We start from the raw sequence: 26,234 nt of genomic DNA on the forward strand, positions 1-26,234 counted from the left end.
GGTCAATGTGTGGCCGAAAGCCCGATGGTAAGGGCATCGGCAGCATGTTTGGCGCCCACGGGCGTTCCGTCCAGCACCAGAGCCGCGCGCTTGGCAGCAGAGTCGGCAACTGGCGCACCCGAGGCGGTCTTGACCTCCAGCGCAATCGCCGTCAGCTCCTCTTTCAGCTTGGTTTGATCGCCGCCGCCCGCTGCCAGATCGTTGCGGATGGCGCCCAGACGGGTGGCATGTGCATCCAGCGCCCCATCTTCGGGCCGGGTCTCGATATAGGTCCGGATCGCCCAGGCCGCTTTCTGTCCCAGCACATCACCAAAGCCGGGCATCTTGGTGGTGCCATCCTGCGTGTAGCCATGAATGAACCGCTCGACATACCATTCGTCGCCATATTCCGCAGCCTCAAGGTAGCGCAGGTCAGGGGCGAGCCCGCCCGACACCACACCCAGCCCGTGGCACCGCGCACAGTTCTGGTTATAGGCGCTGTCGCCGATGGTGACGGCGGTCCACCACACCTCATCCCCGGCAGTTTCAGCACGATACGGGTTTTCGATCAGCCACTCTTCGCCCACATCGGGCAGGGCTTCGGTGTTCACGGGCTGAGGGGCCACGTCGCCATGCCCAAAGGCCATCGTGGCTGCGCCAAAAGCCAATGCAAAAGCGGTGATGCCGCGAATTTTTCTGGTCACAACGGTGGTCCTCCCTCGGTCCTGAGATGGTGCTAACCCATGCCCGCCAACGGCGGCTATTGGACTTTCGTGGCAAGCAGGCGGCATTTGCGACCATCGTCTCATTGGTGATCCCCGACTTACCCACGAAGGTCAGCTCAGGGAGAGACTGACCATGACCGCACCATCCATACCGGCCGCAATTTGTGCTGCCCTCTGGCTTGGCACCTCTGCGATGGCGCTGGCCCAGCAGGCCAGGATCGACGTGCCAATGCTGTATCTGCGGCAAGAGGTGGACCTGCCGCCGGTGCTGTCCAACCTTGACCCGCAGCCCGAAGACCTTGGTCTTGCGGGGGCCGAGGTGGCGCTGAAGGACAACCAGACCACGGGCAGCTTTCTCGGCCACGACTATGCCCTGACCGTCGTCTCGGTCGCACCCGGCGGCGATCTGGCCGCTGCCGCGCGTGACGCCTTCGCAGCTGCGCCCTTTGTGCTGGTGGACGGGACCGCTGCCGATGTGCTGACCGTGGCCGATCTGCCCGAAGCGGCGGGCAAGCTGATCTTCAACGTCAGCGCCGGTGATGCCCGCCTGCGGTCAGAGGACTGCCGCGCCAATGTGCTGCACACCATTCCAGAAGACGCGGCCCGCACCGATGCGCTGATGCAGGTGCTGCAGGCCAAGCAATGGCGCAAGCTTGCGCTGATCACAGGACCAAAGCCCGCCGATCAGGCCTTTGCCGATGCGCTGCGCCGTTCCGCTGCCAAGTTCGGCCTGACCATCACGGGCGAAAAGCCGTGGACCTTTGACACCGACCTGCGCGAGTCTACCATGGCCGAGCTGCCGCGGTTTACTCAGGATCTCCCGGATCACGATGTGCTGCTGGTTGCTGATCCGACTGACGATTTCGGCCGCTATGTGCAGCACAACACCTGGCTGCCCCGCCCGGTCGCGGGCACGCATGGCCTGCATGCCGAAGGCTGGGCCAGCGTGATCGAGGCCTGGGGCGCGGTCCAGCTGCAGAACCGGTTCGAGGCGCATGCAAAGCGCGACATGCGCGCCCGCGACTACGCCGCATGGCTGGCGATCCGCGCGGTGGGCGAGGCGGTGACGCGGCGGAACACCGCCGATCCGGCCAGCCTGCGCGGCTTCATCCTGTCGGCGGACTTTCAGCAGGATGGCTTCAAGGGTCGCGCCCTGACCTTTCGCAACTGGAACGGCCAGATGCGCCAGCCGGTCGCCGTGGTCAACGACCGTGCGCTGGTGACAATGGCCCCGGTCGAAGGCTTCCTGCACCAGCGCAACGAAACCGACAGCCTCGGGCTCGACCAGCCCGAGAGCAAATGCACCGCATTCGGGAGATGACATGACAAGACTTGCCATACTGCTGATGATCCTTGCGCTGCCAGCTCACGCCGGCGAGATCTGGATCACCAATGAAAAGGACGACACGGTTTCGGTGATCGACGTGGATACGCTCGAGGTGGTGCGGACCTATCCGACCGGCGAACGCCCGCGCGGCGTGATCTTTTCAAAGGATTTCAGCCGCCTGTATATATGCGCCTCGGACAGCAACACCGTGCAGGTGATGGACCCGGAGACGGGGAAAATCCTGCACGACCTGCCCTCGGGCGAAGACCCGGAGCAATTTGCTCTGCACCCCGACGACCGGCACCTGTTCATCGCCAACGAAGATGATGCGGTGACCACCGTGGTCGATACCCAGACCCGGCAGGTGGTGGCGCAGATCAACGTCGGCATAGAACCCGAAGGCATGGCGGTTTCCCCCGATGGCAAGATCGCCATCACCACCTCGGAAACCACCAACATGGCGCATTGGATCGACACCGCAACCTACACCCTGTTCGCCAATACGCTGGTCGACAGCCGCCCCCGCCACGCCGAGTTCACGGCAGATGGTGCAAAACTCTGGGTCTCGTCCGAGATCGGCGGCACGATCACCGTCTTCAACGTGGCCGACCAGACCGAGGTCGGCAAAGTCCGCTTTGAGATCACCGGCGTCAGTTCAGATCTTGTCCAGCCCGTCGGCTTCAAATTCAACCCCGAAGGCACCAAGGCCTTTGTCGCGCTTGGGCCTTCCAACCACGTCGCCGTGGTCAACATGACGACCTATGAGGTTGAAACCTACATCCTCGTCGGCCGCCGTGTCTGGCACATGGCCTTTTCTCCCGACAACAGCCAGCTTTTCACCACCAACGGCGTCTCCGGCGATGTGACGGTGATTGACGTCGCGTCTGAGACGCCGGTCAAATCCATCAAGGTCGGCCGCTTCCCCTGGGGCGCCGCCATGCGTCCCACCAAATCACAATGAAAGGCCAAATCGCAATGAAAGGCCAAATCGCAATGAAAGGCCAAATCGCAATGAAAGGACAGTCCATGAAACCTGTGTTTCTTGCCGCCCTGCTGGCGTTTTCCGTCGCCGCGCCCGTTGCCCTGCACGCCCAGACCGCCGGGCTGCTGGAACGAAGCAACCGCGTCACCCTGCCTTCCCTGAAGCTGATGTCGGGCGAGCCGGTATCCGAAGCCCCCCTGAGCCTGAAATCCGGCACCTACTACATATTGGAGATCGAATCCGACGGCAGTGCCGAACTGGCATTGGAAGGCGCTGCGTTCTTTCGCGCAGTCTGGATCAATGAGGTCGTGATCAACGACATCGAAATCCGCCCGATCGGGATCGATTCCTTTGAATTCGACGACGAAGGCACCATCGAGCTGTCCTTCATCGCCATCAAACCCGGCACTTACGCGCTGTCTATCCCCGGCTCGACCGGCGACAGCCAGCGCGTCGAGATCACCATCGAGTGACCGGGCTTTCGGTATCCGGTCTGTCCTACAGCTATGGCGCCAAGGTCGCGCTGCGCGATGTGTCATTCTCGGTGCCGAAAGGTCAGTTCTGCGCGCTTCTTGGGCCCAACGGGGCGGGAAAATCCACCTTGTTCAACCTGCTGACAGGTCTGTTTTCCACGCGCCGGGGGCAAATCACCGTGGCGGGCATCGACTTTGCCCGCCACCCACGCCAGGCCCTTGCCCGTATGGGTGTGGTGTTCCAGCAACCCACGCTCGATCTTGACCTGACCGTGCGGCGCAACCTTCTGTATTTTGCGGCGCTGCACGGGATTGCCGGGGCCGAAGCCAGCCGCCGCGCCGATACGGCGCTGGCCCAGCTTGGCATGGCCGAGCGGTCGGGCGAGCTGGTGCGCAGTCTGAACGGCGGCCATCGCCGCAGAATGGAAATTGCCCGCGCCCTGATCCATCGTCCCGATTGCCTGTTGCTGGACGAACCCACCGTCGGCCTCGACGCGGCGTCGCGGCATGCCATCACCGATCATGTCCATGCGCTTGCCGAACAGGGCCTGAGCATCCTCTGGGCGACGCACCTGACAGATGAAGTGCGCGACACCGACCATGTCATTCTGCTGCATCAGGGCGCGCTCATCGCCAGCGGCACCGCCGCCGGGCTCCGCGGACCGGCCAGCCTGCGTGACACCTTCCTGCGCCTGACCAGCGGCCAGACGGGGGAGGGGGCAGAGTGACCTGGCTTGTCGCCCTAAGCGCCATCCTGCACCGCGAGGCGCTGCGCTTTGTCGGCCAGCGCAGCCGTTTCGTGGCCGCACTGGTCAGGCCGCTGGTCTGGCTGTTTGTGTTTGCCGCAGGCTTCCGCGCCGCTCTGGGCCTGTCGATCACCCCACCCTATCAGACCTATATCACCTACGAGATCTACATCATCCCCGGCCTGTGCGGCATGATCCTGTTGTTCAACGGCATGCAATCCTCGCTGTCGCTGGTCTATGACCGCGAGATGGGGTCGATGCGCCTGTTGCTGACCGCGCCGCTGCCGCGCTGGTGGCTGTTGTTCTCCAAACTGCTGGCGGGCACTCTGGTCAGTATCCTGCAATGTGCGGCATTTCTGGCGGTGGCCGCTGTCTGGGGGATACGGTTGCCGCTGGTCGGCTACCTCGTGGTGATCCCGGCGCTTTTGCTGTCGGGTCTCATGCTGGGGGCACTTGGGTTGATGTTGTCTTCCTTCATCCGGCAGCTTGAGAACTTTGCGGGCGTGATGAATTTCGTGATCTTCCCGATGTTCTTTCTGTCCTCCGCCCTCTATCCGCTCTGGAGAATGGCCGAAGCAAGCCCCCGGCTGCGCGATCTGTGCACCCTCAATCCGTTTACCCACGCGGTCGAGCTGATCCGCTTCGCACTGTATGGTCAGGCCAACCTGATGGCGGCCCTCTGGGTTACCGTCGCTCTGGCTGTGTTCTCTGCGGCCGCGCTCCGGGGCTATGACCCGGCGCGGGGCGTGCAGAACCGCAAGGGATAACCCGCCGGTCACCTTGGGCCAGCTGCGGGATCTGAGTATTCTTTCCAAGATGAGGGGCAGTCGCGGCGGGCATTTTGACATCCTGAAACAGCTCCTACTGTCTTCTTCCGGGGGCAAAAGACACATGGGGCAGGGGTGGGAGGCAATCGCAAACCCTAACCAAAGGTTAATTATGATATGTTAAGTTATTGATATAATGATATTATGTATCCTGTAACACAGGGGGAAACGCAAAACGCGCCACCCTTTCGGGTGACGCGCCTTGCTGTTGCCCTGACCGGAGGGGGTCAGTTTGCAGCGGCAAGCTGTTTGGGCAGACGGAAGGTCCAGAGCATGCCGCCCTGATTGAGGTAGTTGACCTTTTTGGCCACCTCGCCGCCCCAGAGCGGCACCGCGCCGCCCCAGCCGGAAATGACCGAGACAAATTGCTCGCCATCCTGTTCCCAGGTGATCGGCTGGCCGACGATGCCCGAACCGGTCTGGAACGACCACAACACTTCACCCGTCTCATCGTCCAGCGCCAGGAACTCGCCTTCCGGTGTGCCGGTAAACACCAACCCGCCCGCGGTGGTCATGACCCCGGCCCAGAGCGGGGCGTCGTTCTTGTATTCCCATTTCCATTCGCCGGTGACCGGATCAATGGCCTTCAGTGAACCAATGTGGTCATCATAGTTCGGCTTGATGGTGAAGCCCGACCCAAGATAGGCCGCGCCTTTCTTGTAGGTCACCGGCTCGTTCCAGATATCCATGCCCCATTCGTTGGACGGCACATAGAACAGCCCGGTGTTCTGGCTGAAGGCCATCGGCATCCAGTTCTTGCCCCCCAGGAAGGACGGCGAAGAGAACACCATTTCCCCCTTTGCCCCATCCGCCGCCTTTGACGGATCGCCGGGTCGGCCCTCTTCGATAAAGATCGGGCGACCGGTTTCATCAATGCCGGAGGCCCAGGTGATGTCTTTCACAAAGGGCCAGGCGTTGACGAACGCGCCATCTTCGCGGTTCAGCACATAGAAGAACCCGTTGCGGTCGGCGGTGGCGAACTTCTTGTTGCCGTCCTTGTCAACGAACGAAACCACCTCGTTCACGCCATCAAAGTCCCAGCCTTCGCGCGGCGTGGTCTGGAAGTGCCACTTGATGTCACCCGTGGCGGGGTCGATCCCGATGCGGCTGGCGGCGTAGAGGTTGTCGCCCGCGTTGCCCTCGACCGGGGTGCCTGCATTGCGCAGATGGCTGTTCCACGGCGCAGGGTTTCCGGCCCCGAACACGAGGGTGTTGGTGTCGATGTCATAGCTGCCACCCAGCCAGGTCGCACCGCCCCCGGTTTTCCACATGTCACCCGGCCAGGTCGCGTTCAGCGTGCCGGTCATGGTGCTTTCCTTGCCGTTCAGCGTGCCCATGTGACCTTCGATCACCGGGCGGGTCCAGACGGTTTCGCCGGTCAGCGCGTCACGCGCCTGAACCTCGCCCACCACCCCGAACTCGCCGCCCGAATTGCCGGTAATCACCAGCCCGTTCACAATCAGCGGGGCGGCCGTATAGGAATAGCCTTCCTTGTATTCGGCGATCTTCTTGTTCCAGACCACGTCGCCGGTCTTGGCATTCAGCGCCACGATCCGCGCGTCGAGCGTGCCGAAGTAGACGTTGTCGCCATAGATCGCCGCCCCGCGGTTGACCACGTCGCAGCAGGGCAGGATGCCTTCGGGCAGGCGGGCGTCGTATTGCCAGAGCTCGCGGCCGGTCTTGACGTCGATGGCATACATCCGGGAATAAGAGCCGGTGATAAACATGATCCCGTCATGCACCAGCGGCTGGGTTTCCTGCCCGCGCTGCTTTTCGCCGCCCAGACTGAAGGCCCAGGCCGGAACCAGGTTTTTCACATTGTCTTTGTTCAGTGTGGCAAGCGGGCTGAAGCGTTGCAGGTCGCGCCCCATGCCGTTGGTAAGCACATCATTCGTGGTGGCGGCATCATTCGCAAGCTGCGCTTCCGTCACCTGCGCGCTTGCGGGCGCTGCGGCGACCAGCGCGGCCGTAATTGCCACTATAAAGCGGTTCATCTGTTTCCTCCCAAAGGTGAGTCCGACAAGACCGCAGCGACTCGCCCCCTCCTGCGGGAAGCCCTGGTCATGGGATATCTTGGGCTGTTTCACGACCGCGTGAAAATTGAACATTGGTCGTAGGCCTCGTGGCCAGAGCCTGATGTGCGGCGCATGACAAAGGGCGGCGCTCCCTCCAGCGCCGCCCTGTTGCAGGATAAACCAACGGATTACTTGGGTTGGACAGACCGCAGATAGCTCAGGATGAACTCGGCCTCGATGGGATCGGTGATGCCGACGTGACGCATCTTGGTGCCGGGGATCAAGCCCTGATTGTCGGTCATCCAGGCAATCAGCGCCGGTTCGGTCCAGGTGATTCCGGCAGCCATCAGGGCGTCGGAATAGTCATAGCCCGTCACCGATCCGGCTTTGCGTCCGATTATGCCCTCCAGAACAGGACCATAGCTGTCGCGATCGGCATCCGTGCTGTGACAGCGGCGGCAATCTGCCGCGAATAGCTTTTCGCCCGCCTCCAGCTTGACGCGCTGAAAGGCCGGGGTTTCTGCAAGGCCGATCTGGGCAGTGCCAAGCAGGGCAAGGAAAGGCAGCAATGTGCGAAAGGTCATGAGTGTCTCCTGAGGGAACTTGGGGCTGACCGTCTTGGCATGCGCCTGGGCCACTTCGCCTGCTTTGACCTGCATCAAGACCCTGGGTGTGCTTTGGTCGTAGCCGGTTTCGGCCCGACTGCGCCTTTGGTCGAATGTCGCATTCGTCCGTCGCTGCTAGGGTTGTTTCAACTCGGGAGGAGTCATCATGTCCATCGTATCTACGCTTGGCCTGTCGATTGCAGGCTTTGCCCTTGCGGCATCCATGGCCCTTGCAGACGACGCGCAGTTGAGCATCGCCACGCAGGTCAGCGGCACGGTGAACTGGGAACTGACCACCATTCAACGCCATGGTCTGGACAAGGCCCATGGTTTTACCATGGTGGTGCAGGATGTGGCCGCTGGCCCTGCAGCTCAGCTGGCGTTTCAGGCCGGTGAGGCCGATGTGATCGTGTCCGACTGGCTTTGGGTGGCACGGCAGCGGGCTGCGGGCGACGACTTTGTCTTTATCCCCTATTCCCGTGCCGTCGGTGCCTTGCATGTGCCCAAAGACAGCCCGGTGACCGGACTGGCCGGTCTCAAGGGTGCCAAGATCGGGATCGCAGGCGGACCGATCGACAAAAGCTGGCTGATCCTGCGCGCCTATGCGCAGCAAGAGGCCGGGTTTGATCTCGCGGCCGAAACGGAACAGGTGTTCGGGGCGCCGCCGCTGATTTTTGAAACAGCGGTCAGAGGTGAGTTGGATGGTGCCATCAACTTCTGGCACTTTGGCGCCAAGATGGAGGCTGCCGGGATGCGCCCGCTGATCACGGTGGGGCAGGCCGCCGAAGCGCTGGGCCTTGATCCTGATACGCCGCTTCTGGGGTATGTTGTGCGGGGCGCGCTGTTGCGCGACCATCCAGAACTGGTGGCCGGTCTGGCTGCGGCCAGCCGGGCGGCCAAGGATATTCTGGCTCAGGATGATGCTGAATGGGCGGCCCTGCGCCCGATCATGAACGCCAGTACCGATGCAGAATTTGACGCGCTGATTGCCGGTTTCCGCGCGGGTATTCCGGCGCCCGGCGCGGTGGATGAAAGGGCTGCACAACGGATGCTCACCCTTATGACCGAACTGGGCGGCGAAGACCTGGTGGGCAAGGTCACCGAGTTGCCTGCAGGTCTCTTTGTTCAGCCACAGAGCTGATGACGCCTGCCATCTCACTGGCGTTGCACGCGGCCAGCCACGGCGCGGCCCCGGTTCTCGGGGCCTTGTCGCTGCAGGTCATGACCGGCGAAACCGTGGCGGTCACCGGGCCTTCGGGGGTTGGAAAAACCACGCTGCTGCGCATTCTGGCCGGGCTGCACCCCCGATGGACCGGAACATTGCACCTGCCGGGACGTCTGGCAATGGTGTTTCAGGAACCTGTCCTGATGCCTTGGCGCACGGCTCTGGAAAACATCTGCCTGACCGCCGGTTGCACGCAAGGCGATGGCAAGGCCGCATTGGCATCGGTTGATCTGGCCGGCAAATACGACGTCTACCCAAGCGCCCTGTCGCTTGGGCAGCAGCGCAGGTTGTCGCTTGCCCGCGCTTTTGCGGCAACGCCGGATGTCCTTCTGATGGATGAAGCGTTTGTCTCATTAGATGCTGCACTGGCTGACGACATGATGACCCTGTTCGAGCACCTGCGCAAAGACCGCAATCTGGCAACGGTTATCGTCACGCATGACCGGGCCGAGGCGGACCGGCTTGCCGATCGTAGCCTCATATTGGGTGGCAGTCCGGCCCGTATCCTGGACGCGCCTTAATACAGAGGCGCGTATTTCCAGCTGTCGGCATCGGGCGTGACCTCATCCAGATCATAGCCGGCAGATTGCATCCGTTTGGCAACCGGAAGGCCAAGGCCGGCAGCACGGTCGATCAACGCGCGCCCTGCGGTATTGTCCTGCGCCACGCCACGTCCGCGCATCATGTCAAGGCCAAGGTTGAACATGCCGACAGGATCGCCAAGCTCGGCGGCGCGTCTGTCCCAGTTTGCGGCGGCGTCGGGGTTTTCCGGCGCGCCCAGCCCGTTGTCATCCAGCTGTGACATCCAGGTCATCGCGCCGGTGTAACCCTGTTCAGCGCAGCGCTGAAACACCGCGCGTGCGGCCTCATGCCGGCCGGATTTGGTCATCAGATAGCCAGAGGCACAGACCGTCATCGACGTCTTGCCTTGACCGGCATCCTCCACCATCCGCTCCAGACTCATCTCGTCAGGGTTCAGGCTGCCAAGGCTTTCACTTTCGGCAAGAACCGGCCCGGCACAGAGGCAAAGCCCAAGGGCCACAACGCGTGACAAGATGTGCATGACCTGACCGAACCTCTCATCCAGAGCCAGACAACAGGGTGCGCCCCGCTTGCGACTTCGACAAGGGGGCGAAGGTCGTAGGTGCGTCTCAAACGGCAGGGGCCCGCACGATGGCGGGCCCCGTCTGGAATGATCTGAAAGCCTGAATGATCCGAAACGACCTCAGAAGAAACCCAGCTTGTTGGGGTTGTAGCTGACCAGCATGTTCTTTGTCTGCTGATAGTGGTCCAGCATCATCTTGTGGTTCTCGCGACCGATGCCCGACTGTTTGTAGCCGCCGAAGGCCGCATGTGCCGGATAGGCATGATAGTTGTTCACCCAGACCCGACCCGCCTGGATATTGCGGCCAAAGCGGTAGGCGCGGGTGCCGTCGCGGGTCCAGACTCCGGCACCAAGGCCGTACATCGTGTCATTGGCGATGGCGAGCGCCTCGGCCTCGTCCTTGAAAGTGGTCACCGACACGACCGGGCCGAAGATTTCTTCCTGGAACACCCGCATCTTGTTGTGGCCTTTCAGGATCGTCGGCTGGATGTAATAGCCCCCCGCCAGATCGCCGTTGAACCGGGCGGAATCGCCGCCGACCAGAACCTCGGCACCTTCTTCGCGGCCGATGGTGAAATAGGACATGATCTTGTCATGCTGCGCCTTGCTGGCCTGCGCGCCCACCATCGTGGCCATCTCGCGCGGGTCGCCCTGGTTGATCGCCCGGACACGGGCGATGCAGCGCGCGATGAACTCTTCATAGATGTCTTCCTGGATCAGCGCGCGGCTGGGGCAGGTGCAGACCTCGCCCTGATTGAAAGCGAACAGGACAAAGCCTTCGACTGACTTGTCAAGAAACGCATCATCCGCCGCCATCACATCGGAAAAGAAGATGTTCGGCGATTTGCCACCCAGTTCCAGCGTAAAGGGGATCAGGCTGCTCACCGCGGCTTCGGCAATCTTGCGCCCCGTTGCCGTGGAGCCGGTGAAGGCGATCTTGGCAATCCGGCCCGAGCGCACCAGCGCATCGCCCGCTTCTGCCCCGAAGCCGTTGACAATGTTCAGCACACCGGGCGGCAGCAGATCGCCGATCAGTTCGATCAGCACCATGATTGCCGCCGGTGTCTGTTCGGCAGGCTTCATCACGATGCAGTTGCCCGCCGCCAGCGCCGGAGCCAGCTTCCACGCTGCCATCAGGATAGAGAAGTTCCACGGGATGATCTGGCCGACCACGCCCAGCGGTTCGTGAAAGTGATAGGCCACGGTGTCCGCGTCGATTTCCGACATCGTGCCTTCCTGCCCGCGCAGAACGCCCGCGAAGTAACGGAAATGATCGACCGACAGCGGAATGTCGGCGGCCATGGTCTCACGGATCGGCTTGCCGTTGTCCCAGGTCTCTGCAGTCGCGATCACGGCAAGATTGGCTTCGATCCGGTCCGCGATCTTCAGCAGGATGTTCGAGCGTTCAGCGGCCGAGGTCTTGCCCCAGGCCTCCTTGGCGGCGTGCGCCGCATCAAGCGCCAGGTCGACATCGGCCTTGTCGGACCGCGCCACCTGGCAGATCACGGCACCGGTGATCGGCGTGACATTGTCGAAATAGCGCCCGCCAACCGGGGCCACAAAGGCACCGCCGATGTAATTGTCGTAGCGGGTCTTGAACGGCGAGGCGTGAAGCGCCGCAGTCTGGGTCATCTCGTTCATGGTTTCCTCCTCCTACCCCAGTCCTCCGCCGGGGAATGAGGGCAAGATGGCGGGCGGGGCAGAGGTTGTCAGCCGGGAGACAGGCGACACCGGGGGCGATCTGTCTCAGTCCTGAGACAGATCTGCCGAAGTTTCGCCGATCCCCAGCCGTTTCATGCGCCGGTACAGCGTCGCGCGGCCCACGCCAAGCTCCCGCGCCGCTTGTGAGACATTGCCGCCGGCCCGTGTCAGGGCCCGAATCACGGCGGCATGCTCGGCCTTTTCAAATCCACGACGGCCTTCATCGCGTCCGAACAGATCCGAGGCGGGAACCGGCGCGAGGGGGCCAGAAGCTGCCATGCCGAAGGCCCGCCGGGCACCGCGGGTCGCACCGATCACAATGTCGTCCGCATCGACTGCCAGCAATGTTGCGGCCTCGGTGTCATCGGCATCGGCATGCAGGATGCGCGCCTTGGGAAACGCGGCGCGGAAGGTGTCGGCCTCGATCTGGCGCGCACTTTGGGTGACCATGGCTGCGATCAGCCGGTTGAAGGCTTCGGTCTGGTCAGATCGCGCCGAGGACACGTCGAGCGCGCCGACGATCTGTCCGTCGGGACCGTAGATCGGCGCATCCATGCAGCTCATCGCAGTGTTGCGCGCCATGAAATGCTCGTCGCGGTGAATGATCACGCGCCGCTTTTCCGCGAGACAGGTGCCGATGCCGTTGGTGCCCTCGTTGGCCTCCGACCAGCTTGCGCCCTGCCACAGCCCCCAACTTTGAAACACGGCGCGGTCGCTGTCGCGGCAGCGTTGGTCAAGAACCACACCGTCGGAATCGCACAGCAGCACTGCGCAGCCCGATTGTCCGACCAGCCCGAACAACTGGTCAAGCTTTGGCGCGGCGATCTGCAGGAACTGATCCAGCGCCTGACGTCGATAGGACAACAACGCCGCGTCGATGCGGTCCGGCGGCGCAGAGTGACCCGGATCGAGCCCGTGAACAGTGACAGACCGGCGCCAGGAGGCCGCAAGCAACGATCGCGCCGGTGCTGACGCCGATTGCGAGGCTGACATCACCTTGTCGATATGGGTCTTGGTCGGCTTCATGACCGTCTTTGCCCCCCGAAATACCGCTCGCCGCGTCTGGTCCGGCCCCTGCGGCCGACCAGAGCGGCGCCCAGACTCGCAACGCTCTGTGCGAGTGCACCTCAGCAGCACGGCGAAAACGCGCTGTCTGAAACGTGGCCTACGCTCCTGTAAAAGTAAAGCGCTGACACACCTTTCAGGCCAGGCGGAATGTCTGAGGCATGCGCCGGATTGGTCGAAAATTACCGCCTTTACCTGTTAAAACCGAGCGAAAGCTGCCAAGATCGAGGCGACCCTTGTCACGCTGAAAGCCTCGCTCCACGAAGGAAGCGGTATCAAGGGGGACCGCCGTGAGCGCAGAGACGAGATCAGCGAAGACCCGAAGCATGCACGTCAGCCCAAGTTCTCGCCCAGCATATGCTCGACCCAGAGCTTTTGCACCGCAACCATGGCCACAATCGTCAGTGGGGCAGCGAGCATCAGACCGGTCAGACCGAAAATCAGGCTGAGAAAAACCTGCATCGCAATCAGCAGCGCTGGCGCAAGATCGACCGCTTGTTGCTGGATCATCGGGGTAATGATGTTTCCTTCGATGGTCTGGATCACGATGTAGCCTGCCAAAACGATCAACCCGGTCTCAGTGCCCTCGGCAAACCCTACCGCCACGATCGGCACCGTCGCGATCAACGGACCGAGGAACGGCACGAAGGTCAGCAGCGCCGTCAGCACCGCAAGCGCCAGCCAGAGATCAATGCCAAGCATGAAAAGTCCGAGGCCGACTGTCATGCCGAGAAGCGCCATCGACGCGATCTGCCCCAGAAACCACCAGCGCAGGGCGCGGGCTATGGCAGACAGCGTGTCCTCCCCCAGACCCCGCCGGTCTGGGGGCACCAGAATGACCGCTCCCCTACGATAGAGGTCCGGGTTCACCACAAGAAACAGCGCGAGCACGAGGATGAGGGCAAGGCTGCTGAGCGCGCCGAATGCCGTCATGCCCCAGGTCATTGCTGTCCCGGCCAGGTCGCCCACCGAACCGGCAAGGCCAAAACTGCCATCTTCCACCAGATCCATCGCGCCGAGGTCGCTCAGCCAAGCATGAAGCCGTTGCGCAAATTCAGCAACCCGCTCGCCTACCATACCCATTTGCTGGATGAGGCGCACTGTCGACAGGCCCATTGCTCCGACCATGAGCGCTGTGAGGCACAGGGTGACACCGACAAGCGCCCAGCCTCGTGAGACCGGTAGCCGCCTCGCAATGGCCCGTGCGAGTCCGTCAAGCCCGACCGCCAGAAGCAGTGCCGCAAAGACCAAAAGGAGCACGTGTCCGAGCAGATAGCCAATCAGCAACAGCCCCGCTGTCAGAAGGATTGTGTCGGTCCTGATCCGGGGAGACGTGTTCATGTATGGGCACCTTTGGCCGAGCGGTTTCTGTCTGGCTTATGATCGGAACGCTTCGCACCTTGACGGGTTCCTCATGACCGCGCCACGCGCAGAGCGCCTTGGGTGGAAACGCAAGGCGCCAGAGTTCCGAGCGATGCTTCGTGCGGGGAGGCGTCAGTTTGCCAGTGGGCGGTTGGCTGGCGGGCTGTTGAATTGCTTCAGGGCCAGGACTGCGGCTCTGGCAGGAAACGGGGTGCCGCTTCGCTTCGGGGCAACCATGCGGAAGGCGTCGTCGGTTCACCTGTGGAGGGGGCCGCCTGCCTGCCTGTGGGTTCGCTTCTCGCCCTTGCGCTTGCCCTCGGGATCATAGTGTTCGATCAACGCGTTGATTTCCGAGCCGAAGAGGATCACGAGCCCGGCAATGTAGAGCCAGAGCATCAGGATGATAACGGCGCCGATCGAGCCGTAGGTGGCGCTGTAGTCGCCGAAGTTCTGGATGTAGACGGTAAAAGCCAGCGACGCCACGATCAGCATGACGACGCCCAGCACGGCGCCGGGCGTTATGAAGCGGAATTTCTGCTCGACGTTGGGCGCGTAGCGATAGACCATCGCGAAACCCAGCAGCAGCCCAAGCACGATCAGGATCCAGCGGATCACCCGGAAAGCAATCACGATGATCTCGCTCTCACCGAACAGGCTGAAGAGCCAGCCCTCGATAACGCCGCCGAGAACGATCAGCGTGAGCGCCCCGATCGCCAGAGCGATGAAGGCAACACTGAGCAGGAGTGCAACGACGCGTGCCTTGATGAAGCTGCGCGCCTCTTCGACGTCACAGGTGATGTTGAGGTGTTGCATGATCGCATACATCCCGGTGGACACGGTCCACAGTGTAAAAAGGATGCCGACCGACAGCAGGCCTCCGCGCTGCTGCTGCGTGACCTCTGCAACCGTCTCTTCCAAAAGTGCTGCGGCTTCGCCCGGCAGCGCCTCATGCAGAAGGTCCATGATGGCCTGATCGATGTTCTGGATCGGCAGATAAGGGATCACCGCCATGATCACGATGAAGGCAGGAAAAATCGCGAGCGTAAGATAGTAGGCGAGCGCCGCCGCTCCGTTGAAGACGTTGTCCTCCGAAATCTCTGTGTAGAGGTCGATCCAGAATTGCTTTGTGAGCATAGGGCGGAACATGCGGCCTCCAAGTGCGCTGCGGCAGGTTTGTCTTGCATGACAACCTGCGGATTTGTTCCGGGTTCCGCCATTTCAGATGCACCCGCAGGCATCCGAACGTTTCATTGGCCGCTGCACTCCCCATAGGCCTGCCGGTAGTCCTGGCAGAGCCTGACCTGCGACCGCATCGCGAAATCAGGCCGTCGGCAATTTACGGGCCTCTCGGTCCTGGGAACGATTTGCTCCTGTTTGACAGGCGAAACCCGGTTTGCAGCCCGGTTCTGCCTCAATGCAGGCTGAACTCTGCCATCAGGCGCCGACGCATCTCGACAAAGCTGCGCTCGTTGCGGTCGCGGGAACGGGGGCGTCAATCTCGATCAGGCGGGGGAGGGTGTCCTGCGGCACCAGCAGGAAGATCGGTACGGTTGCCACGCCGCGCCCGGCTTTCGATGTCTATGCCACCGCTCGGCTCTTCGAATTCAACCGCTCTTCCGCGACCAGCAGACTTGGTCCCCGGCGGTGGCAGATGAGCCGCAGGCGCAGGCCGGTGCGGCGTTCCTGTTCGCCGGGGGATGCGGCCACCCTTGGTGCTTTTCATGCGGCAGGCGTCGGTATCGGCAGCCAAAACCCGCCCTTGGGCTGGATCAGCGGGCCGGTATCATGCCACATCATTTTGCAGTAGCCAGTCTGTCGGCGCCGGGTCTGGTTGCGTCATCCAGCCCGAAAACATGGTCCAGCGAAAGCGTGCCCGGCCCCCGAGCCACGACTGCCAGAAGCGCTGCCGCCCAGAGACCATGGGTGATCCATGCCCCTGGATAGACGAAGATCTGGATGACGGCGGTCATTCCCAACAGCCCCAAAGCCGACAGCCGTGTGGCAAGGCCAAGGATCATGAGAATGGGCAGCACATGCTCGGCGGTGGTGGCCAGAATGGCTGCAAGGTTCGACGGGATCACCGGCAGGGCATATTCGTGCTCGAACAGAAACCACGTCGAATCCTTGATCGAAAACACACCGTCCACCTTTGTACGACCGGACTGCAAGAAGACCATGGCGGGAAACACCCGAAGAGCCAGAGCCACGACATCGTACGGGATGCGGTCGAACATACCGTTCAGCCGGTTGAGCCGTGAAAGCATCAGGTGTCCTCCTGCGGATCGAGAATGGCGCCCGCTTGAAACAGGCGCAGTATCAGGGGTTGCGGGTCGTGGCACGGTTCGGCCCATTGGGCCAGTTCGGCAGCAACGGTCAGGCTTGCGTCACGGCGGATGTGGTCGATCAACACCGCATCCCCTTCGGTGATTGCGTGCACAGGCACGTTGAAACCGGGGCCCCGCAGGATCAGCGCAATTTCGGCCCCCGCAAGGACGAGCTTTTCCGGCGTGGCCCCCGGCTGGTTCTGCCGCCAGATCGACACTGCCGGATGATCAAGCCGCAGCACTTGCACCGATGGGTGCAGCCGCAGCTGCGACGGGGAAGCGCTGATGAAGCTCTCTGCGCTGGCAGACCGGGCGTCAGCCGCATGAAACGCCACCCCGCGCGCATACTCGATCCGCGCGACATCTGCCATGTAGCGATAGCCTGACAGCGGTGGGAAGCCGTCCAGAAACTCAGGGAAACTGTCGCCCCATTCCAGCAGGGCAGGAGATTTTGGTCGGTGCGCTTCGGAATAGACCCGGCCCATGGCAGCAAAGAACGCCTCGCCGACCAGACGTTGTATCACCGGAAACCGCTTGGCCAGTGCCGCGGTCAGGCTGACGGCCACGTTGTTGCGGTAGACAGCGAAGCGTTGCTCGACCTCTGCCGGTGATGCTGCGGTCACGCCAAAGGGCAGAGGTGCCCCCCTCAGGCTGGCATCAAAAGCCGTGGTGAATTCAGGATGCGCGGGCAAGAGCCATCCCTCCACGATCAAGGATTTCCCGCGCACGCGCAGCTTCGGCCCGCAAGACTGGCCATTCGGGAACGTCGTTGTCCCACTCCACCAAAGTCGGGATCGGGCCTGCCTTTGCGATAACCTCATCAAAAAGCGCCCAAACCGGATCTGCGACCGGAGTTCCATGGGCGTCAATCAGCAAGAGGCCCGAGGGCAGTTCCTCCTCGGTATGGCCGCCCAAATGGATCTCTCCCACCAGATCGAGCGGAAAATCCGCCAGCCAGACACGCGGGTCGATTCTGTGGTTGGTGCAGGAGACAAAGACGTTATTTACATCGAGAAGCAGCCCGCATCCGGTGCGCGCGGCCACCATTCGCAGAAACTCGACCTCGGGAATGGTGGATTGTTCAAACAGCACATAAGTTGATGGGTTTTCCAGCAGCATGCGGCGGCCCAATACCGTCTGCACCTCGTCCACATGGTTGCAGACCAGCGACAGCGTTTCCTCAGTATAGGGCAGGGGGAGAAGGTCGTTCAGGTATTCGGCTCCATGGCTTGACCACGCAAGATGCTCGGAAAAGCTCGCCGGCTCATACCGAGCGCAGAGGCTCTTCAGCCGGGCCAGATGATTGGCATCAAGCCGCCCTGGGCCGCCGATTGACAGACCTACACCATGTAGAGACAACGCAAAGTCGGCCCGCAGGGCAGACAGCTGGGCGTGGGGCAAACCGCCTGCACCCATGTAGTTCTCGGCATGCACTTCCAGAAAGCCGACGGGGCCGCAGTCATGGCGGATCGCGGCGAAGTGGTCTGGTTTGAAGCCTGCTCCAACGGTCCTTGGCAACATTCTCATCGGTCCTTTCGGCAAATAGTGGCGGAGAGGGACAAGCCCTCTCTGCCGTTGTCAGCTCATGCAGGAATGTCGCGGGTCAGTTCTTCCAGCGAACCGGCGCGGGCGCTGCCATCGGCGGCGGCAGGCAGGTCCATCGTGGTGCAGGTTCCAGTCGGAACCAGTTTCCAAGCGTTGCCTTGATAGTCGACTTTCGAGGTGCCGGCGCAAGTGGTGCCCGGTCCGGCCGCGCAGTCGTTTTGCCCGGCCTCTGCGACGCCAAAGCACTTTTCCATTCCTTCTTGGGCGTGGGCACCGGTTACCGCTGTCATGCTCAGCGCACATGTCAGCGCAGCGCCGAGACCAAGCGTCGATTTCATGAGTGTCATTTCGTTCTCCATGTCAGACAAAGGGCCCCTTCTTTGGGCCACGTCCTTCATTTCGCCGTGAGCTGGGGTTCGTTACGCCGGTCACAAACTTGTGTCCCAGCTTCGGTGTGCGGATGCTGGGGGGCTCGGTCAGCGTAAAGGCGGCGGCGCAAACCGTCGGGCTGTGTCTATGCGAGGGCTTTCTTCCAAAAGGCCCGTTCAGCGTGTCAGATGCAGGCTTTCTTGCCCAGCCCGAGGCGGACACTCACTCTCTGGAGAGAAAGGCGCATCTTCGCTGGTTCCCGAGGGCGTCTCAGCAAATGCGCGGCAGTTGTTCCCCGATCAGCATGTCCACAAGGCGGGCCCCACCAAAGGCGGTGCGCAGCGTCACGCGGCCAGCTGGGGCCGGCAGCGTTTTCCCGATGATGCAAGCCCCTTCGCCATGGGGAAGCGACCGGAGAGCAGCCACAAGGCCCCCGGCCTGATCTGGCGGACAGAACAGAACCAGACGCCCCTCGTTGGCCAGATAGAGCGGATCGAGCCCAAGGAGCTCACAGAGCCCCACCACTTCAGGACGCAAGGGCAGGCGTGTTTCGTCCAGTTCGATGGCCACCCCGGCCTCGGCCGCCAGTTCGTTCAGCGCAGAGGCAAGGCCGCCCCGCGTGCAGTCGCGCGCAGCGCGCAGGTCGGGGGCGGCCGTCAAGGCCGCCTGCATCAGATGCCCCAGCCCCGCACAATCCGAGTTGAGGTCCACGGACAGCGCCAGATCACCCCGTGCGGCGAGGATGGTGGCGCCGTGGTCACCCAGCACGCCGTTGACGATCACCACGTCGCCGGGCTGGATATGGCGCGCGCCAAGGTCAAGACCCGGGGGAATGACCCCGACCCCCGCCGTGGTGATGAACACGCCATCGCCCTTGCCGCGTTCGACCACCTTGGTGTCGCCGGTGACGATGCGTATACCCGCGCGCGCCGCCTCGGCCGCCATCGAGGCGACGATGCGGCGCAGAAGGGCGATTTCGCAGCCCTCTTCGATGATGAAAGCCGCCGACAGCCACAGGGGCCGCGCCCCACCGACCGCCAGATCGTTGACCGTGCCGCAGATCGCCAAGGTGCCGATGTCGCCGCCGGGAAATTCCAGTGGGGTCACCACGAAACTGTCGGTGGTGAATGCCAACCGCGCACCGGGTTGCTGCAGGGAGGCTTCCATCAGCCGGGCCTGATCTTCCATGCCGGGCGGCTGGAAGACCGAGGTAAACACTTCGTCGATCAGGTCGCGCATTGCGCGCCCGCCGCCGCCGTGGGCCATTGTCACATGGGTATCGCGCAGCGCCATCTATGCCATCGCCTCGCGCGCGCCGGCATATTGCCAATAGGCCGCACAGGCCCCCTCGGACGATACCATCAGCGCCCCCAGAGGCATTTCGGGTGTGCAGCCATTGCCAAATTGCGGGCATTGTGTGGGTTTCAGCTTGCCGATCATCACCGCACCGCAGGCGCAGCCTTCGACTTCGGGCACGTTGCGGCGGCCGGTGGCATAGCCGATGCCGAACTTTTCCTCGGCGTCAAAGGCCGCGTACCTTGGCCGGATGCGCAGGCCGCTGGCGTCGATCTCTCCGAGGCCGCGCCATTCGAAACTGGGGCGGGCTTCGTAGACATCGGCGATGGCGGCAAGACTGACCGGGTTGCCATGTTCGGGCACCACGCGGGCATACTGGTTTTCCACCGCCGCGCGGCCTTCGGCCACTTGCGTCAACACCATAAGGACCGATTGCAGCAGGTCTGTCGGCTCGAACCCCGCCACCACGATGGGTTTTCCGAAGTCGCGCGCGATGAAGTCATAGGGGTGGATGCCGATCACCATCGACACATGGCCCGGCCCGATAAAGCCATCAAGCATCATGTCAGGGTCGCCCAGAAGCGCCCGGATCGGTTCGGGTACGGTGATGTGGTTGCAGAACACGCTGAAGTTGTTCAGGCCTTCACGCGCAGCAGCCTGGATCGACAGCGCAGTTGACGGAGTGGTGGTCTCGAAACCGAGGCCGAAGAACACCACCTCGCGCCCCGGATTGCGGCGGGCGAGTTCAAGGGCATCGAGCGGCGAATAGACCATGCGGATGTCGGCACCGCCCGACTTTGCCTGCAACAGGGATTTTCGGTGGCCGGGTACGCGCATCGCGTCGCCAAAGGTGGTGAAGATCACGCCGGGCGTTTCCGCGATCTCGACGCATTCATCCACGCGCGCCATCGGCAGTACACAGACCGGGCAGCCGGGGCCGTGGATGAACTCCACGCCTTCGTGGATCAGTTTGTCGAGGCCATAGCGAAAAATCGAATGGGTGTGCCCGCCGCAGATTTCCATGATATGGACAGGGTTAGCGCGGGTTGCGCCGATTTCGTCGGCCTTGCGGGCGATGGCAGACAACAGGGCGCGGGCGGCGGCGGGATCGCGGAATTCGGAGGCGAACTTCATGTTTCCACCCCGGCGGCCAGGGCCTTGTCCGAGGCAGCCATCTGGTTCAGCGTTTCCTGCGCCTCGCCCAGATCGCGCAGCGCTTCAAGCGTTTTGGCGGCCTCATCCTCGTCAATCAGGCTCATGGCGAATCCGACATGGATCAGCGCCCATTGGCCGATCAGGGCGGAAGGGTCATCGCCCGTGATGCAGGCCACGTTTACCTCGCGCCGCACACCCGACACATCTGCCATTGCCATCAGGCGGGCCGCATCGGTGATGGCGGTGATCTTTCCGGGAATGCCCAGACACATGACCTACTCCTCCTCTTCTTCCTGCATCTGACCCGAATGATCGGCGATGCCATAGCGGTCCAGCTTGGCGCGCAGCCCCACGCGGCTGAGGCCCAGTTCTACCGAAGCCCGGCTCTTGTTCCAGCGGTGCCGCGTCAGGGTTTCGCGCAAAATCCGCATCTCGATCAGCTCGACCCGGTCTTTCAGCGTGCCGTTTGACACCAGCACCGCCTGTGCGGTGCGGTCGGCACCCGTTTCCGAAGGCAGGGCCTGCAGGATCGGGCGGCAGATCAGGTCTGCCCCCAGCAGCGGTGTGCTGGCAAAGATCAGCATCCGGGTGACTTCATTGTGCAACTCGCGCAGATTGCCGGGCCAGTCGTAATTTTCAAGAAACTCCAGCGCAGCAGGTGCGAAACCGTGGGCCACCTTGCCATGTCTGGCGGCAAGATCCGACAGGAAATGCTGCGCCAGCAATGCCACATCGCCGCGTCGGGCGCGCAAGGGCGGGATCGCCAGCTCTGCCACGGCCAGCGCATAGTACAGGTCCAGCCGAAAGCGCCCGTCTGCCACCCGCGCGGGCAGATCAGGCCCGGCCCCGGCGATCAGGCGCAGATTGGTGGTCAGAACCTCTTGTCCGCCGACAGGGCTGAAGCTGCCCTCGTCCATCAGCCGCCAGAGCGTTAGTTGCAGTGCGGGAGAGGCGTGCTCGATTCCTTCGACGAACAACGTGCCCCGGTCGGCCTTTTGCGCCAGGCCAATCTTGTTGACGCCACCGGGCAGAATGCCACGCTTGGCCCCGAACAACTCCACCGTCGCCAGATCGTCGGGCAGGCCCGCCAAGTTGATCGCATGAAACGGCTTGTCCGAGCGCAAGGATCCGTAGTGCATCGCCCGCGCCAGACGCGCGCGGCCCGTCCCCGCCTCGCCCAACAGCACCGCAGGCACGTCGAAGCTGGCATAATGGCGGGCTGTGTCGATCAGTGGATTCATCGGGCTCTGCGGGCTGCGCAGCAGGGTTTCGAACCCCATCCCGTCGCGCAAGGCGACGCGGCGCTTTTCCAGCTTTGTCTGGCTGGTCGAGGCGAGGAACCGCATCTCCAACGCCATGCGTTCGTTGTCGCGCGCCAGTTGGAACAGCCTCGCCCCGTTTCGGGCCGCCATCAACAGCTGATCGGGATGCCAGGGTTTGGTGATGAACTGGTGGATGCCGGCGTCATTGATCGCCTGCGCCATCGCAGAGGGGTCGGTATAGCCGGTGATGATGATACGCACCGCATCGGGCCAACGGTCGCGCAGATCGGTCAGCAGTTCTACGCCGGTTCGGCCCGGCATCCGCTGGTCGCAGATCACCACCTGCACCCATTCCTCTTCCATCTTGGCAAGGGCCGTTTCGGCATCGGCAGCGGTGATGCAGTCGAACTCATCCTCCAGCGCCATGCGCATGGCCGACAGGGAATGGGGTTCGTCATCGACCAGCAAAAGCGTGGCGCGCGGGCTGGTCATGTGGATTTCCCGGCGAGGCGCGCACGCAGCCAGTCCAGCCAGGCGGCCATGCCGTCGCCGGTGCGTGCCGAGACGCGCAGGATCTCGATCCGGGGGTTTACCCGGCGCAGGTTGGACTCGTAAAGATCAAGGTCCACGTCGCAATGCGGGGCCAGGTCGGTCTTGTTCAGGATGGCCAGCCGGGCGGCGGTAAACATGTCCGGGTATTTCAACGGCTTGTCCTCGCCCTCGGTCACCGACAGGATTGCGACCTTGGCATCCTCGCCCAGGTCAAAGGCGGCGGGACAGACAAGATTGCCGACGTTTTCGATGAACAGATACGATCCCGGCTGCGGGCGCAGATCGTCGATCGCATGGCCCACCATGGCTGCATCCAGATGGCAGCCCTTGCCGGTGTTGATCTGGATTGCGCGGGCGCCTGTGGCGCGTATGCGGTCCGCATCGGCGCTGGTCTGCTGGTCGCCCTCGATCACAGCCAGGCGCGCGTCGCCCAAGGCTTCGATCGTGTGGCACAAAAGCGTGGTCTTGCCCGACCCCGGCGAGGACACAAGGTTCAGCGCCAGCACCCCCAAAGCATCCAGAACCCGGCGGTTGGACGCGGCGATCGCGTCGTTCTTGGCCAGGATCGAGGTTTCAACCTCGATCAGCCGCTCTTGCGTCATGCCCGGTACCGAAACCCCTGCAGGCCCCGTCCCATAATGGTGATGATCCTGACCGCCCGCCTGCACATGCGGAAAGGGAAGCGCCGGGGCGGCGGGCCGAAAGGCGGGCGGGTGAAAGTGGGCAAGGCCCAGTCGATGCGCCTCGTCATGGCTGATGGGCTTGCCATCCGCCGTCACCGTATCACTGCACCCACACACCGTGCACATCAAACCACCTCCATATCCTTGATCCGCATCTCGTCCCCCCCTTGCGGGATCAGCTTGCCACCGCCACACAGCGGGCAGGGGTCAAGCCGGTGAGTGATGTCAACGGTCTTGCTGCAATCATAACAGAGCGCCTGACCCGGCAGGTCAATCATCTCCAGCCGCGCGCCTTCGGCCGGGCTGCCGCGCATCACCACGTCGAAAGCGAATTCCAGCGCGGGTTTTTCAACCCCGGCAAAGCGACCGATTTCCAGCCGCAAGACCGTGACGCGGGCAAAACCATGGGCCCGCGCCTGATCCTGCACGATGCTGCGGATACCTTCAGCAAGGCTCATTTCATGCATGCTGCACCTGCGCAACGGTCACGGGGATGCAGGGATCATGCAGCGCGATCAGCCGCGTGACCAGGTCGGGCCGGTTGCCGGGCACCAGCGCAAGCGCAGAGCAAAGTGCGCCCCCCGCAGCCAGTTGGTGATCGGTCGGCGTCAGGCGCAGAACCGAGGTCACGCGGCCCCCCGCCTGTCCCAGACGCAGCGCATAGACGCCGCGCGCTGCCTGCACCATCGCCGTGCCATCGGCCAGCCGCCGCGGGCGCGCCAGTACGCCATTTTGTGCGGCCTCCAGATCGGCCAACAGACCCAGATAGCGCCACAGCGGGCTGCGGCCCTGATCGGCTTCGACCGCGCGCAAGAGCGGGTGAGCGGCCTGCCGCCCGGCGGGCGCATTTTCAAATGCCCCGGCGGTTGCAGCCTGCGGCATGGGCAGGGCGCGCGCCACGCCGATGCCGCACTGAAAGCCCTGCTCCACCGCACACGCCAGTTCGGCAACGGGAAGTGGGCTTGCCATCCACGCTGTCAGCTCGGTCAGGGTCCGGGGCAGGCGGGCCATCGGGCCCAGTACGCCCTTTGGATCGGGGCGCAAGGGGGGGAGGTCAGACGCGCGGCGCAAGGTGACGAAGATGCGCGCCAGATGGTCTCGGACCACCTCGGCGCTGGTATCGGGGTCGTACGGCAAGCCAAGCGCAAGGCAGGCGGCCGCCGACTGCGCCATCCGGCACAGGTTGAACAGACGTGGAAGCAGGCTGGCCACTTCGTCTGCCGGGCGGCCTGTCAAAAGCGCAGCCAGATCGGCACCGGGCTGCCGGTCGATCTGCCAGCCTCCCGGCCCTGGTCGGATCTGGGCCGCGCCCAAGGTCATGCGCCCAGACCCCCCGTGATCAGCTTGCGGCGCGACGGGGTGCTGTCGGGTTCCGGCGGCGGCGCAAGTTCTGCCTCGCGCCGGGCGCGGATATCGGCGGTGCGGTCGGTTTCAGCCCGGTTCTCGGGCTTGAGCAGCTCAACCATCGCGGCGCGGGCGACGTCGACCGCCTGCAACTGGCTGGTGAAATCGCCCATGGGCGAAAACAGCGCACAGGCCATGTAGGCACCGACCATCTCGCGCGTGGCATGCATGAACTCATAGTCGCCCGAGGGGAAGGTCAGCACCTCTTTCGCGCCCACCTTCAGCACCGGGTGGTTAGGGCCCGGCAGCAGCACGAGGTTCATGAACCACGGCGCGATCAGGATGCCAAGGAAACCACCGGCGAAGGGCTGGAACCCCACCGCCTGAACATGCAGGGCCTGATTGACCATCGGCAGATCGCGCATCCGCGAATGGAACACCTCGGTAAAGTCGGCGACCAGCGCTGTGGTCCGCGCCTCCATCTCCGCCCTCTGGACGGATGAGGGCGCACCAGGATCGTCGTGCACCAGAAACTGCGCGCGCGGCGCGGAACAGCCGGGGCAAGTCCAGTCCTCGGGCAGGTCAAGAAATGCAGTCCCTGGTTCGATCTGCCGCGTTTCATCGCCCATGGCCGGATCATAGGGCATCCAGCAGATCTTGCATTCCATGATCGCGGCAGGGCTGATCTTGTCGGACGCGCCCAGATAGCTGCCTTCGAAACCGGGGATCATTGTATGGCCTCGATCACGTCTCGGATGCGGGTGGCACTGTCGGTCAGATCCTCGGCAGCGGCGATGGCCACCTCGGGGATCTCGCAGACCTCGTAGGTGTCAAGGATCAGCGTATCCATCGAGTTGTAGAACTGCACCTTCCAGACATGGGGCTGTGCGCAGGCGGTGACGCGGCAATTGCCATATCCGCGAGACAGCACGGTTACTGCCCCTTCGCCAAGCGCCTCGGACAGCCAGTCAAGGTCTGTGGGCGTGTGCGGCAAAAGCGACAGGTTGACCACATGCGCTATGGCACCGGCCTTCCGGGTCAGCGATTTGTCGACCAGTTCGGCCAGCAGGGCAGGGGCATTGGCCAGCCCCGGCACGGGCCGGGCCAGAACGCCGATGGCCGGCCGATGGGGGACATGCGCGCGGCTCATCGCAAGGGTCGGGACGGGGGCCACCTCGACCACATCCATGCCTGCGGCCAGCAAGAGCCAGACACCGGCAAACACACTTTCCTGCACCAGCACTGCTGGCAGGCCGCGCAGCTTCATCGACACTTCGCCCTGACCCAACGCATCAGCCAGCACCTCGCGGGCCGCGGGTGACAGGGTGGCCAGATCGAAAGTGACGGGTGCAGCGCCGTTGGCCACATCGCTGCAGGCGTCGGCCATCCGCGCCAGCATCGCCACGGCTTCGGCCATGGCAGCGGTGTCGTCGGCATCGGGGATGTGCGGGGCATAGATTCGCATTCCCGAAGGCATCGGCATATATTGCAATTCGCCGTCGGGGTCAGGCTGCGATCCGGGGCCAAAGCCGGTTGGCGGAAGCGTGAAGGGGGAGACCATGGGCAA

At 63.1% G+C, this 26,234-nt stretch carries 28 protein-coding genes and 1 pseudogene; 7 read left to right on the forward strand and 22 right to left on the reverse strand.

Features of this window, described 5'->3' with window-relative positions:
* Positions 1-2 precede the first annotated feature (2 nt).
* A complete protein-coding gene (gene pedF, locus D1012_RS04180) occupies positions 3-626 on the reverse strand; it encodes a cytochrome c-550 PedF (RefSeq protein ID WP_233517030.1) in 624 nt (207 codons plus the stop codon).
* A gap of 211 nt (positions 627-837) precedes the next feature.
* On the opposite strand from pedF, the gene D1012_RS04185 reads away from it, so the two are divergent.
* From D1012_RS04185 to D1012_RS04205, 5 genes are all read left to right on the forward strand, one after another.
* Positions 838-2,025: an ABC transporter substrate-binding protein gene (locus D1012_RS04185; protein WP_118150109.1), complete on the forward strand. Its 1,188-nt coding sequence runs from the start codon at positions 838-840 to the stop codon at positions 2,023-2,025.
* A 1-nt stretch (position 2,026) separates the two neighbouring features.
* Entirely contained in the window at positions 2,027-2,992 is a 966-nt protein-coding gene (locus D1012_RS04190; RefSeq protein WP_118150110.1) for a YVTN family beta-propeller repeat protein, read from the forward strand.
* A 65-nt stretch (positions 2,993-3,057) separates the two neighbouring features.
* Positions 3,058-3,486, forward strand: coding sequence for a cupredoxin domain-containing protein (locus D1012_RS04195; RefSeq protein ID WP_118150544.1), 429 nt, complete (start codon positions 3,058-3,060; stop codon positions 3,484-3,486).
* A complete protein-coding gene (locus D1012_RS04200) occupies positions 3,483-4,214 on the forward strand; it encodes an ABC transporter ATP-binding protein (RefSeq protein WP_118150111.1) in 732 nt (243 codons plus the stop codon). Before D1012_RS04195 ends, D1012_RS04200 begins: the two co-directional genes overlap by 4 nt.
* Positions 4,211-4,999 carry an ABC transporter permease gene (locus D1012_RS04205; protein WP_118150112.1) on the forward strand — a complete coding sequence of 263 codons (789 nt, stop codon included), beginning with the start codon at positions 4,211-4,213 and terminating at the stop codon, positions 4,997-4,999. The genes D1012_RS04200 and D1012_RS04205 overlap by 4 nt, the downstream gene beginning before the upstream one ends.
* A gap of 287 nt (positions 5,000-5,286) precedes the next feature.
* On the opposite strand, the gene D1012_RS04210 is transcribed toward D1012_RS04205, so the two are convergent.
* Both D1012_RS04210 and D1012_RS04215 read right to left on the reverse strand, forming a co-directional pair.
* On the reverse strand, positions 5,287-7,053 hold the full coding sequence (locus D1012_RS04210) for a PQQ-dependent methanol/ethanol family dehydrogenase (RefSeq protein WP_118150113.1): 1,767 nt from the start codon (positions 7,051-7,053) through the stop codon (positions 5,287-5,289).
* A gap of 209 nt (positions 7,054-7,262) precedes the next feature.
* Positions 7,263-7,658, reverse strand: coding sequence for a c-type cytochrome (locus D1012_RS04215; protein ID WP_118150545.1), 396 nt, complete (start codon positions 7,656-7,658; stop codon positions 7,263-7,265).
* A 187-nt stretch (positions 7,659-7,845) separates the two neighbouring features.
* Here D1012_RS04215 and D1012_RS04220 point away from each other — a divergent pair, with 187 nt between their 5' ends.
* Both D1012_RS04220 and D1012_RS04225 read left to right on the forward strand, forming a co-directional pair.
* Positions 7,846-8,820, forward strand: coding sequence for an ABC transporter substrate-binding protein (locus tag D1012_RS04220; protein WP_118150114.1), 975 nt, complete (start codon positions 7,846-7,848; stop codon positions 8,818-8,820).
* Complete coding sequence (locus tag D1012_RS04225; protein ID WP_118150115.1) at positions 8,820-9,425, forward strand: ABC transporter ATP-binding protein; 606 nt, start codon at positions 8,820-8,822, stop codon at positions 9,423-9,425. Before D1012_RS04220 ends, D1012_RS04225 begins: the two co-directional genes overlap by 1 nt.
* On the opposite strand, the gene D1012_RS04230 is transcribed toward D1012_RS04225, so the two are convergent.
* From D1012_RS04230 to D1012_RS04320, 19 genes and pseudogenes are all read right to left on the reverse strand, one after another.
* The gene (locus tag D1012_RS04230; RefSeq protein ID WP_118150116.1) at positions 9,422-9,967 is read right to left on the reverse strand and encodes a tetratricopeptide repeat protein; all 546 of its coding nucleotides are present in this window, start codon (positions 9,965-9,967) and stop codon (positions 9,422-9,424) included. The two genes, D1012_RS04225 and D1012_RS04230, sit on opposite strands and share 4 nt — an antisense overlap.
* Positions 9,968-10,129: 162 nt before the next feature.
* Positions 10,130-11,650: an acetaldehyde dehydrogenase ExaC gene (exaC, locus tag D1012_RS04235; protein WP_118150117.1), complete on the reverse strand. Its 1,521-nt coding sequence runs from the start codon at positions 11,648-11,650 to the stop codon at positions 10,130-10,132.
* 105 nt (positions 11,651-11,755) lie between these two features.
* The gene (locus D1012_RS04240) at positions 11,756-12,736 is read right to left on the reverse strand and encodes a GAF domain-containing protein (protein ID WP_118150118.1); all 981 of its coding nucleotides are present in this window, start codon (positions 12,734-12,736) and stop codon (positions 11,756-11,758) included.
* 372 nt (positions 12,737-13,108) lie between these two features.
* Positions 13,109-14,116, reverse strand: a complete 1,008-nt coding sequence (locus tag D1012_RS04245; RefSeq protein ID WP_118150119.1) for an AI-2E family transporter — start codon at positions 14,114-14,116, stop codon at positions 13,109-13,111.
* A gap of 276 nt (positions 14,117-14,392) precedes the next feature.
* Entirely contained in the window at positions 14,393-15,283 is an 891-nt protein-coding gene (locus tag D1012_RS04250; RefSeq protein WP_118150120.1) for a YihY/virulence factor BrkB family protein, read from the reverse strand.
* A gap of 288 nt (positions 15,284-15,571) precedes the next feature.
* Positions 15,572-15,925 (reverse strand): annotated as a pseudogene (locus tag D1012_RS22920) (DUF6441 family protein); the annotation flags it as partial.
* 5 nt (positions 15,926-15,930) lie between these two features.
* Complete coding sequence (locus D1012_RS04260) at positions 15,931-16,401, reverse strand: DoxX family protein (protein ID WP_118150121.1); 471 nt, start codon at positions 16,399-16,401, stop codon at positions 15,931-15,933.
* Positions 16,401-17,153, reverse strand: coding sequence for an HvfC/BufC N-terminal domain-containing protein (locus tag D1012_RS04265; RefSeq protein ID WP_158569195.1), 753 nt, complete (start codon positions 17,151-17,153; stop codon positions 16,401-16,403). The genes D1012_RS04260 and D1012_RS04265 overlap by 1 nt, the downstream gene beginning before the upstream one ends.
* The gene (gene bufB, locus D1012_RS04270) at positions 17,137-17,988 is read right to left on the reverse strand and encodes an MNIO family bufferin maturase (protein ID WP_118150123.1); all 852 of its coding nucleotides are present in this window, start codon (positions 17,986-17,988) and stop codon (positions 17,137-17,139) included. Before bufB ends, D1012_RS04265 begins: the two co-directional genes overlap by 17 nt.
* A 56-nt stretch (positions 17,989-18,044) precedes the next feature.
* Entirely contained in the window at positions 18,045-18,344 is a 300-nt protein-coding gene (locus D1012_RS04275; protein WP_435530903.1) for a BufA1 family periplasmic bufferin-type metallophore, read from the reverse strand.
* A 301-nt stretch (positions 18,345-18,645) separates the two neighbouring features.
* Positions 18,646-19,668: a hydrogenase expression/formation protein HypE gene (gene hypE, locus D1012_RS04280; protein WP_118150124.1), complete on the reverse strand. Its 1,023-nt coding sequence runs from the start codon at positions 19,666-19,668 to the stop codon at positions 18,646-18,648.
* Entirely contained in the window at positions 19,669-20,805 is a 1,137-nt protein-coding gene (gene hypD / locus D1012_RS04285) for a hydrogenase formation protein HypD (RefSeq protein WP_118150125.1), read from the reverse strand. It abuts the gene before it with no gap.
* Positions 20,802-21,098, reverse strand: a complete 297-nt coding sequence (gene hypC, locus D1012_RS04290; protein WP_118150126.1) for a HypC/HybG/HupF family hydrogenase formation chaperone — start codon at positions 21,096-21,098, stop codon at positions 20,802-20,804. The genes hypD and hypC overlap by 4 nt, the downstream gene beginning before the upstream one ends.
* Positions 21,099-21,101: 3 nt before the next feature.
* On the reverse strand, positions 21,102-22,580 hold the full coding sequence (locus D1012_RS04295; RefSeq protein WP_118150127.1) for a sigma-54-dependent transcriptional regulator: 1,479 nt from the start codon (positions 22,578-22,580) through the stop codon (positions 21,102-21,104).
* On the reverse strand, positions 22,577-23,449 hold the full coding sequence (gene hypB, locus D1012_RS04300; protein ID WP_118150128.1) for a hydrogenase nickel incorporation protein HypB: 873 nt from the start codon (positions 23,447-23,449) through the stop codon (positions 22,577-22,579). The genes D1012_RS04295 and hypB overlap by 4 nt, the downstream gene beginning before the upstream one ends.
* Positions 23,449-23,790: a hydrogenase maturation nickel metallochaperone HypA gene (gene hypA, locus D1012_RS04305; protein ID WP_118150129.1), complete on the reverse strand. Its 342-nt coding sequence runs from the start codon at positions 23,788-23,790 to the stop codon at positions 23,449-23,451. Before hypA ends, hypB begins: the two co-directional genes overlap by 1 nt.
* A complete protein-coding gene (locus tag D1012_RS04310) occupies positions 23,783-24,643 on the reverse strand; it encodes a hypothetical protein (RefSeq protein ID WP_118150130.1) in 861 nt (286 codons plus the stop codon). Before D1012_RS04310 ends, hypA begins: the two co-directional genes overlap by 8 nt.
* Positions 24,640-25,395, reverse strand: a complete 756-nt coding sequence (gene hybE / locus D1012_RS04315) for a [NiFe]-hydrogenase assembly chaperone HybE (RefSeq protein WP_118150547.1) — start codon at positions 25,393-25,395, stop codon at positions 24,640-24,642. Before hybE ends, D1012_RS04310 begins: the two co-directional genes overlap by 4 nt.
* Positions 25,395-26,228 (reverse strand): hydrogenase expression/formation protein, encoded by an 834-nt coding sequence (locus D1012_RS04320; protein WP_118150131.1) that lies wholly within the window; start codon positions 26,226-26,228, stop codon positions 25,395-25,397. The genes hybE and D1012_RS04320 overlap by 1 nt, the downstream gene beginning before the upstream one ends.
* Positions 26,229-26,234: the final 6 nt, after the last annotated feature.

Source organism: Pseudotabrizicola alkalilacus, assembly GCF_003443995.1.
Lineage (GTDB): Bacteria > Pseudomonadota > Alphaproteobacteria > Rhodobacterales > Rhodobacteraceae > Pseudotabrizicola > Pseudotabrizicola alkalilacus.

Excerpts from the sequence above, each read along its gene's own strand:
- hypD (WP_118150125.1), bottom strand. The coding sequence starts at position 20,805 with ATGAAGTTCGCCTCCGAATTCCGCGATCCCGCCGCCGCCCGCGCCCTG.
- D1012_RS04185 (WP_118150109.1), top strand. The coding sequence starts at position 838 with ATGACCGCACCATCCATACCGGCCGCAATTTGTGCTGCCCTCTGGCTT.
- hypC (WP_118150126.1), bottom strand. The coding sequence starts at position 21,098 with ATGTGTCTGGGCATTCCCGGAAAGATCACCGCCATCACCGATGCGGCC.
- D1012_RS04245 (WP_118150119.1), bottom strand. The coding sequence starts at position 14,116 with ATGAACACGTCTCCCCGGATCAGGACCGACACAATCCTTCTGACAGCG.
- D1012_RS04225 (WP_118150115.1), top strand. The coding sequence starts at position 8,820 with ATGACGCCTGCCATCTCACTGGCGTTGCACGCGGCCAGCCACGGCGCG.
- D1012_RS04220 (WP_118150114.1), top strand. The coding sequence starts at position 7,846 with ATGTCCATCGTATCTACGCTTGGCCTGTCGATTGCAGGCTTTGCCCTT.
- D1012_RS04310 (WP_118150130.1), bottom strand. The coding sequence starts at position 24,643 with ATGACCTTGGGCGCGGCCCAGATCCGACCAGGGCCGGGAGGCTGGCAG.
- D1012_RS04260 (WP_118150121.1), bottom strand. The coding sequence starts at position 16,401 with ATGCTTTCACGGCTCAACCGGCTGAACGGTATGTTCGACCGCATCCCG.
- hypB (WP_118150128.1), bottom strand. The coding sequence starts at position 23,449 with ATGTGCACGGTGTGTGGGTGCAGTGATACGGTGACGGCGGATGGCAAG.
- D1012_RS04275 (WP_435530903.1), bottom strand. The coding sequence starts at position 18,344 with ATGAAATCGACGCTTGGTCTCGGCGCTGCGCTGACATGTGCGCTGAGC.
- D1012_RS04320 (WP_118150131.1), bottom strand. The coding sequence starts at position 26,228 with ATGGTCTCCCCCTTCACGCTTCCGCCAACCGGCTTTGGCCCCGGATCG.
- D1012_RS04230 (WP_118150116.1), bottom strand. The coding sequence starts at position 9,967 with ATGCACATCTTGTCACGCGTTGTGGCCCTTGGGCTTTGCCTCTGTGCC.
- exaC (WP_118150117.1), bottom strand. The coding sequence starts at position 11,650 with ATGAACGAGATGACCCAGACTGCGGCGCTTCACGCCTCGCCGTTCAAG.
- D1012_RS04250 (WP_118150120.1), bottom strand. The coding sequence starts at position 15,283 with ATGTTCCGCCCTATGCTCACAAAGCAATTCTGGATCGACCTCTACACA.
- D1012_RS04195 (WP_118150544.1), top strand. The coding sequence starts at position 3,058 with ATGAAACCTGTGTTTCTTGCCGCCCTGCTGGCGTTTTCCGTCGCCGCG.
- pedF (WP_233517030.1), bottom strand. The coding sequence starts at position 626 with ATGGCCTTTGGGCATGGCGACGTGGCCCCTCAGCCCGTGAACACCGAA.
- D1012_RS04215 (WP_118150545.1), bottom strand. The coding sequence starts at position 7,658 with ATGACCTTTCGCACATTGCTGCCTTTCCTTGCCCTGCTTGGCACTGCC.
- hypE (WP_118150124.1), bottom strand. The coding sequence starts at position 19,668 with ATGGCGCTGCGCGATACCCATGTGACAATGGCCCACGGCGGCGGCGGG.
- D1012_RS04240 (WP_118150118.1), bottom strand. The coding sequence starts at position 12,736 with ATGAAGCCGACCAAGACCCATATCGACAAGGTGATGTCAGCCTCGCAA.
- D1012_RS04210 (WP_118150113.1), bottom strand. The coding sequence starts at position 7,053 with ATGAACCGCTTTATAGTGGCAATTACGGCCGCGCTGGTCGCCGCAGCG.
- D1012_RS04295 (WP_118150127.1), bottom strand. The coding sequence starts at position 22,580 with ATGACCAGCCCGCGCGCCACGCTTTTGCTGGTCGATGACGAACCCCAT.
- bufB (WP_118150123.1), bottom strand. The coding sequence starts at position 17,988 with ATGAGAATGTTGCCAAGGACCGTTGGAGCAGGCTTCAAACCAGACCAC.
- hypA (WP_118150129.1), bottom strand. The coding sequence starts at position 23,790 with ATGCATGAAATGAGCCTTGCTGAAGGTATCCGCAGCATCGTGCAGGAT.
- D1012_RS04190 (WP_118150110.1), top strand. The coding sequence starts at position 2,027 with ATGACAAGACTTGCCATACTGCTGATGATCCTTGCGCTGCCAGCTCAC.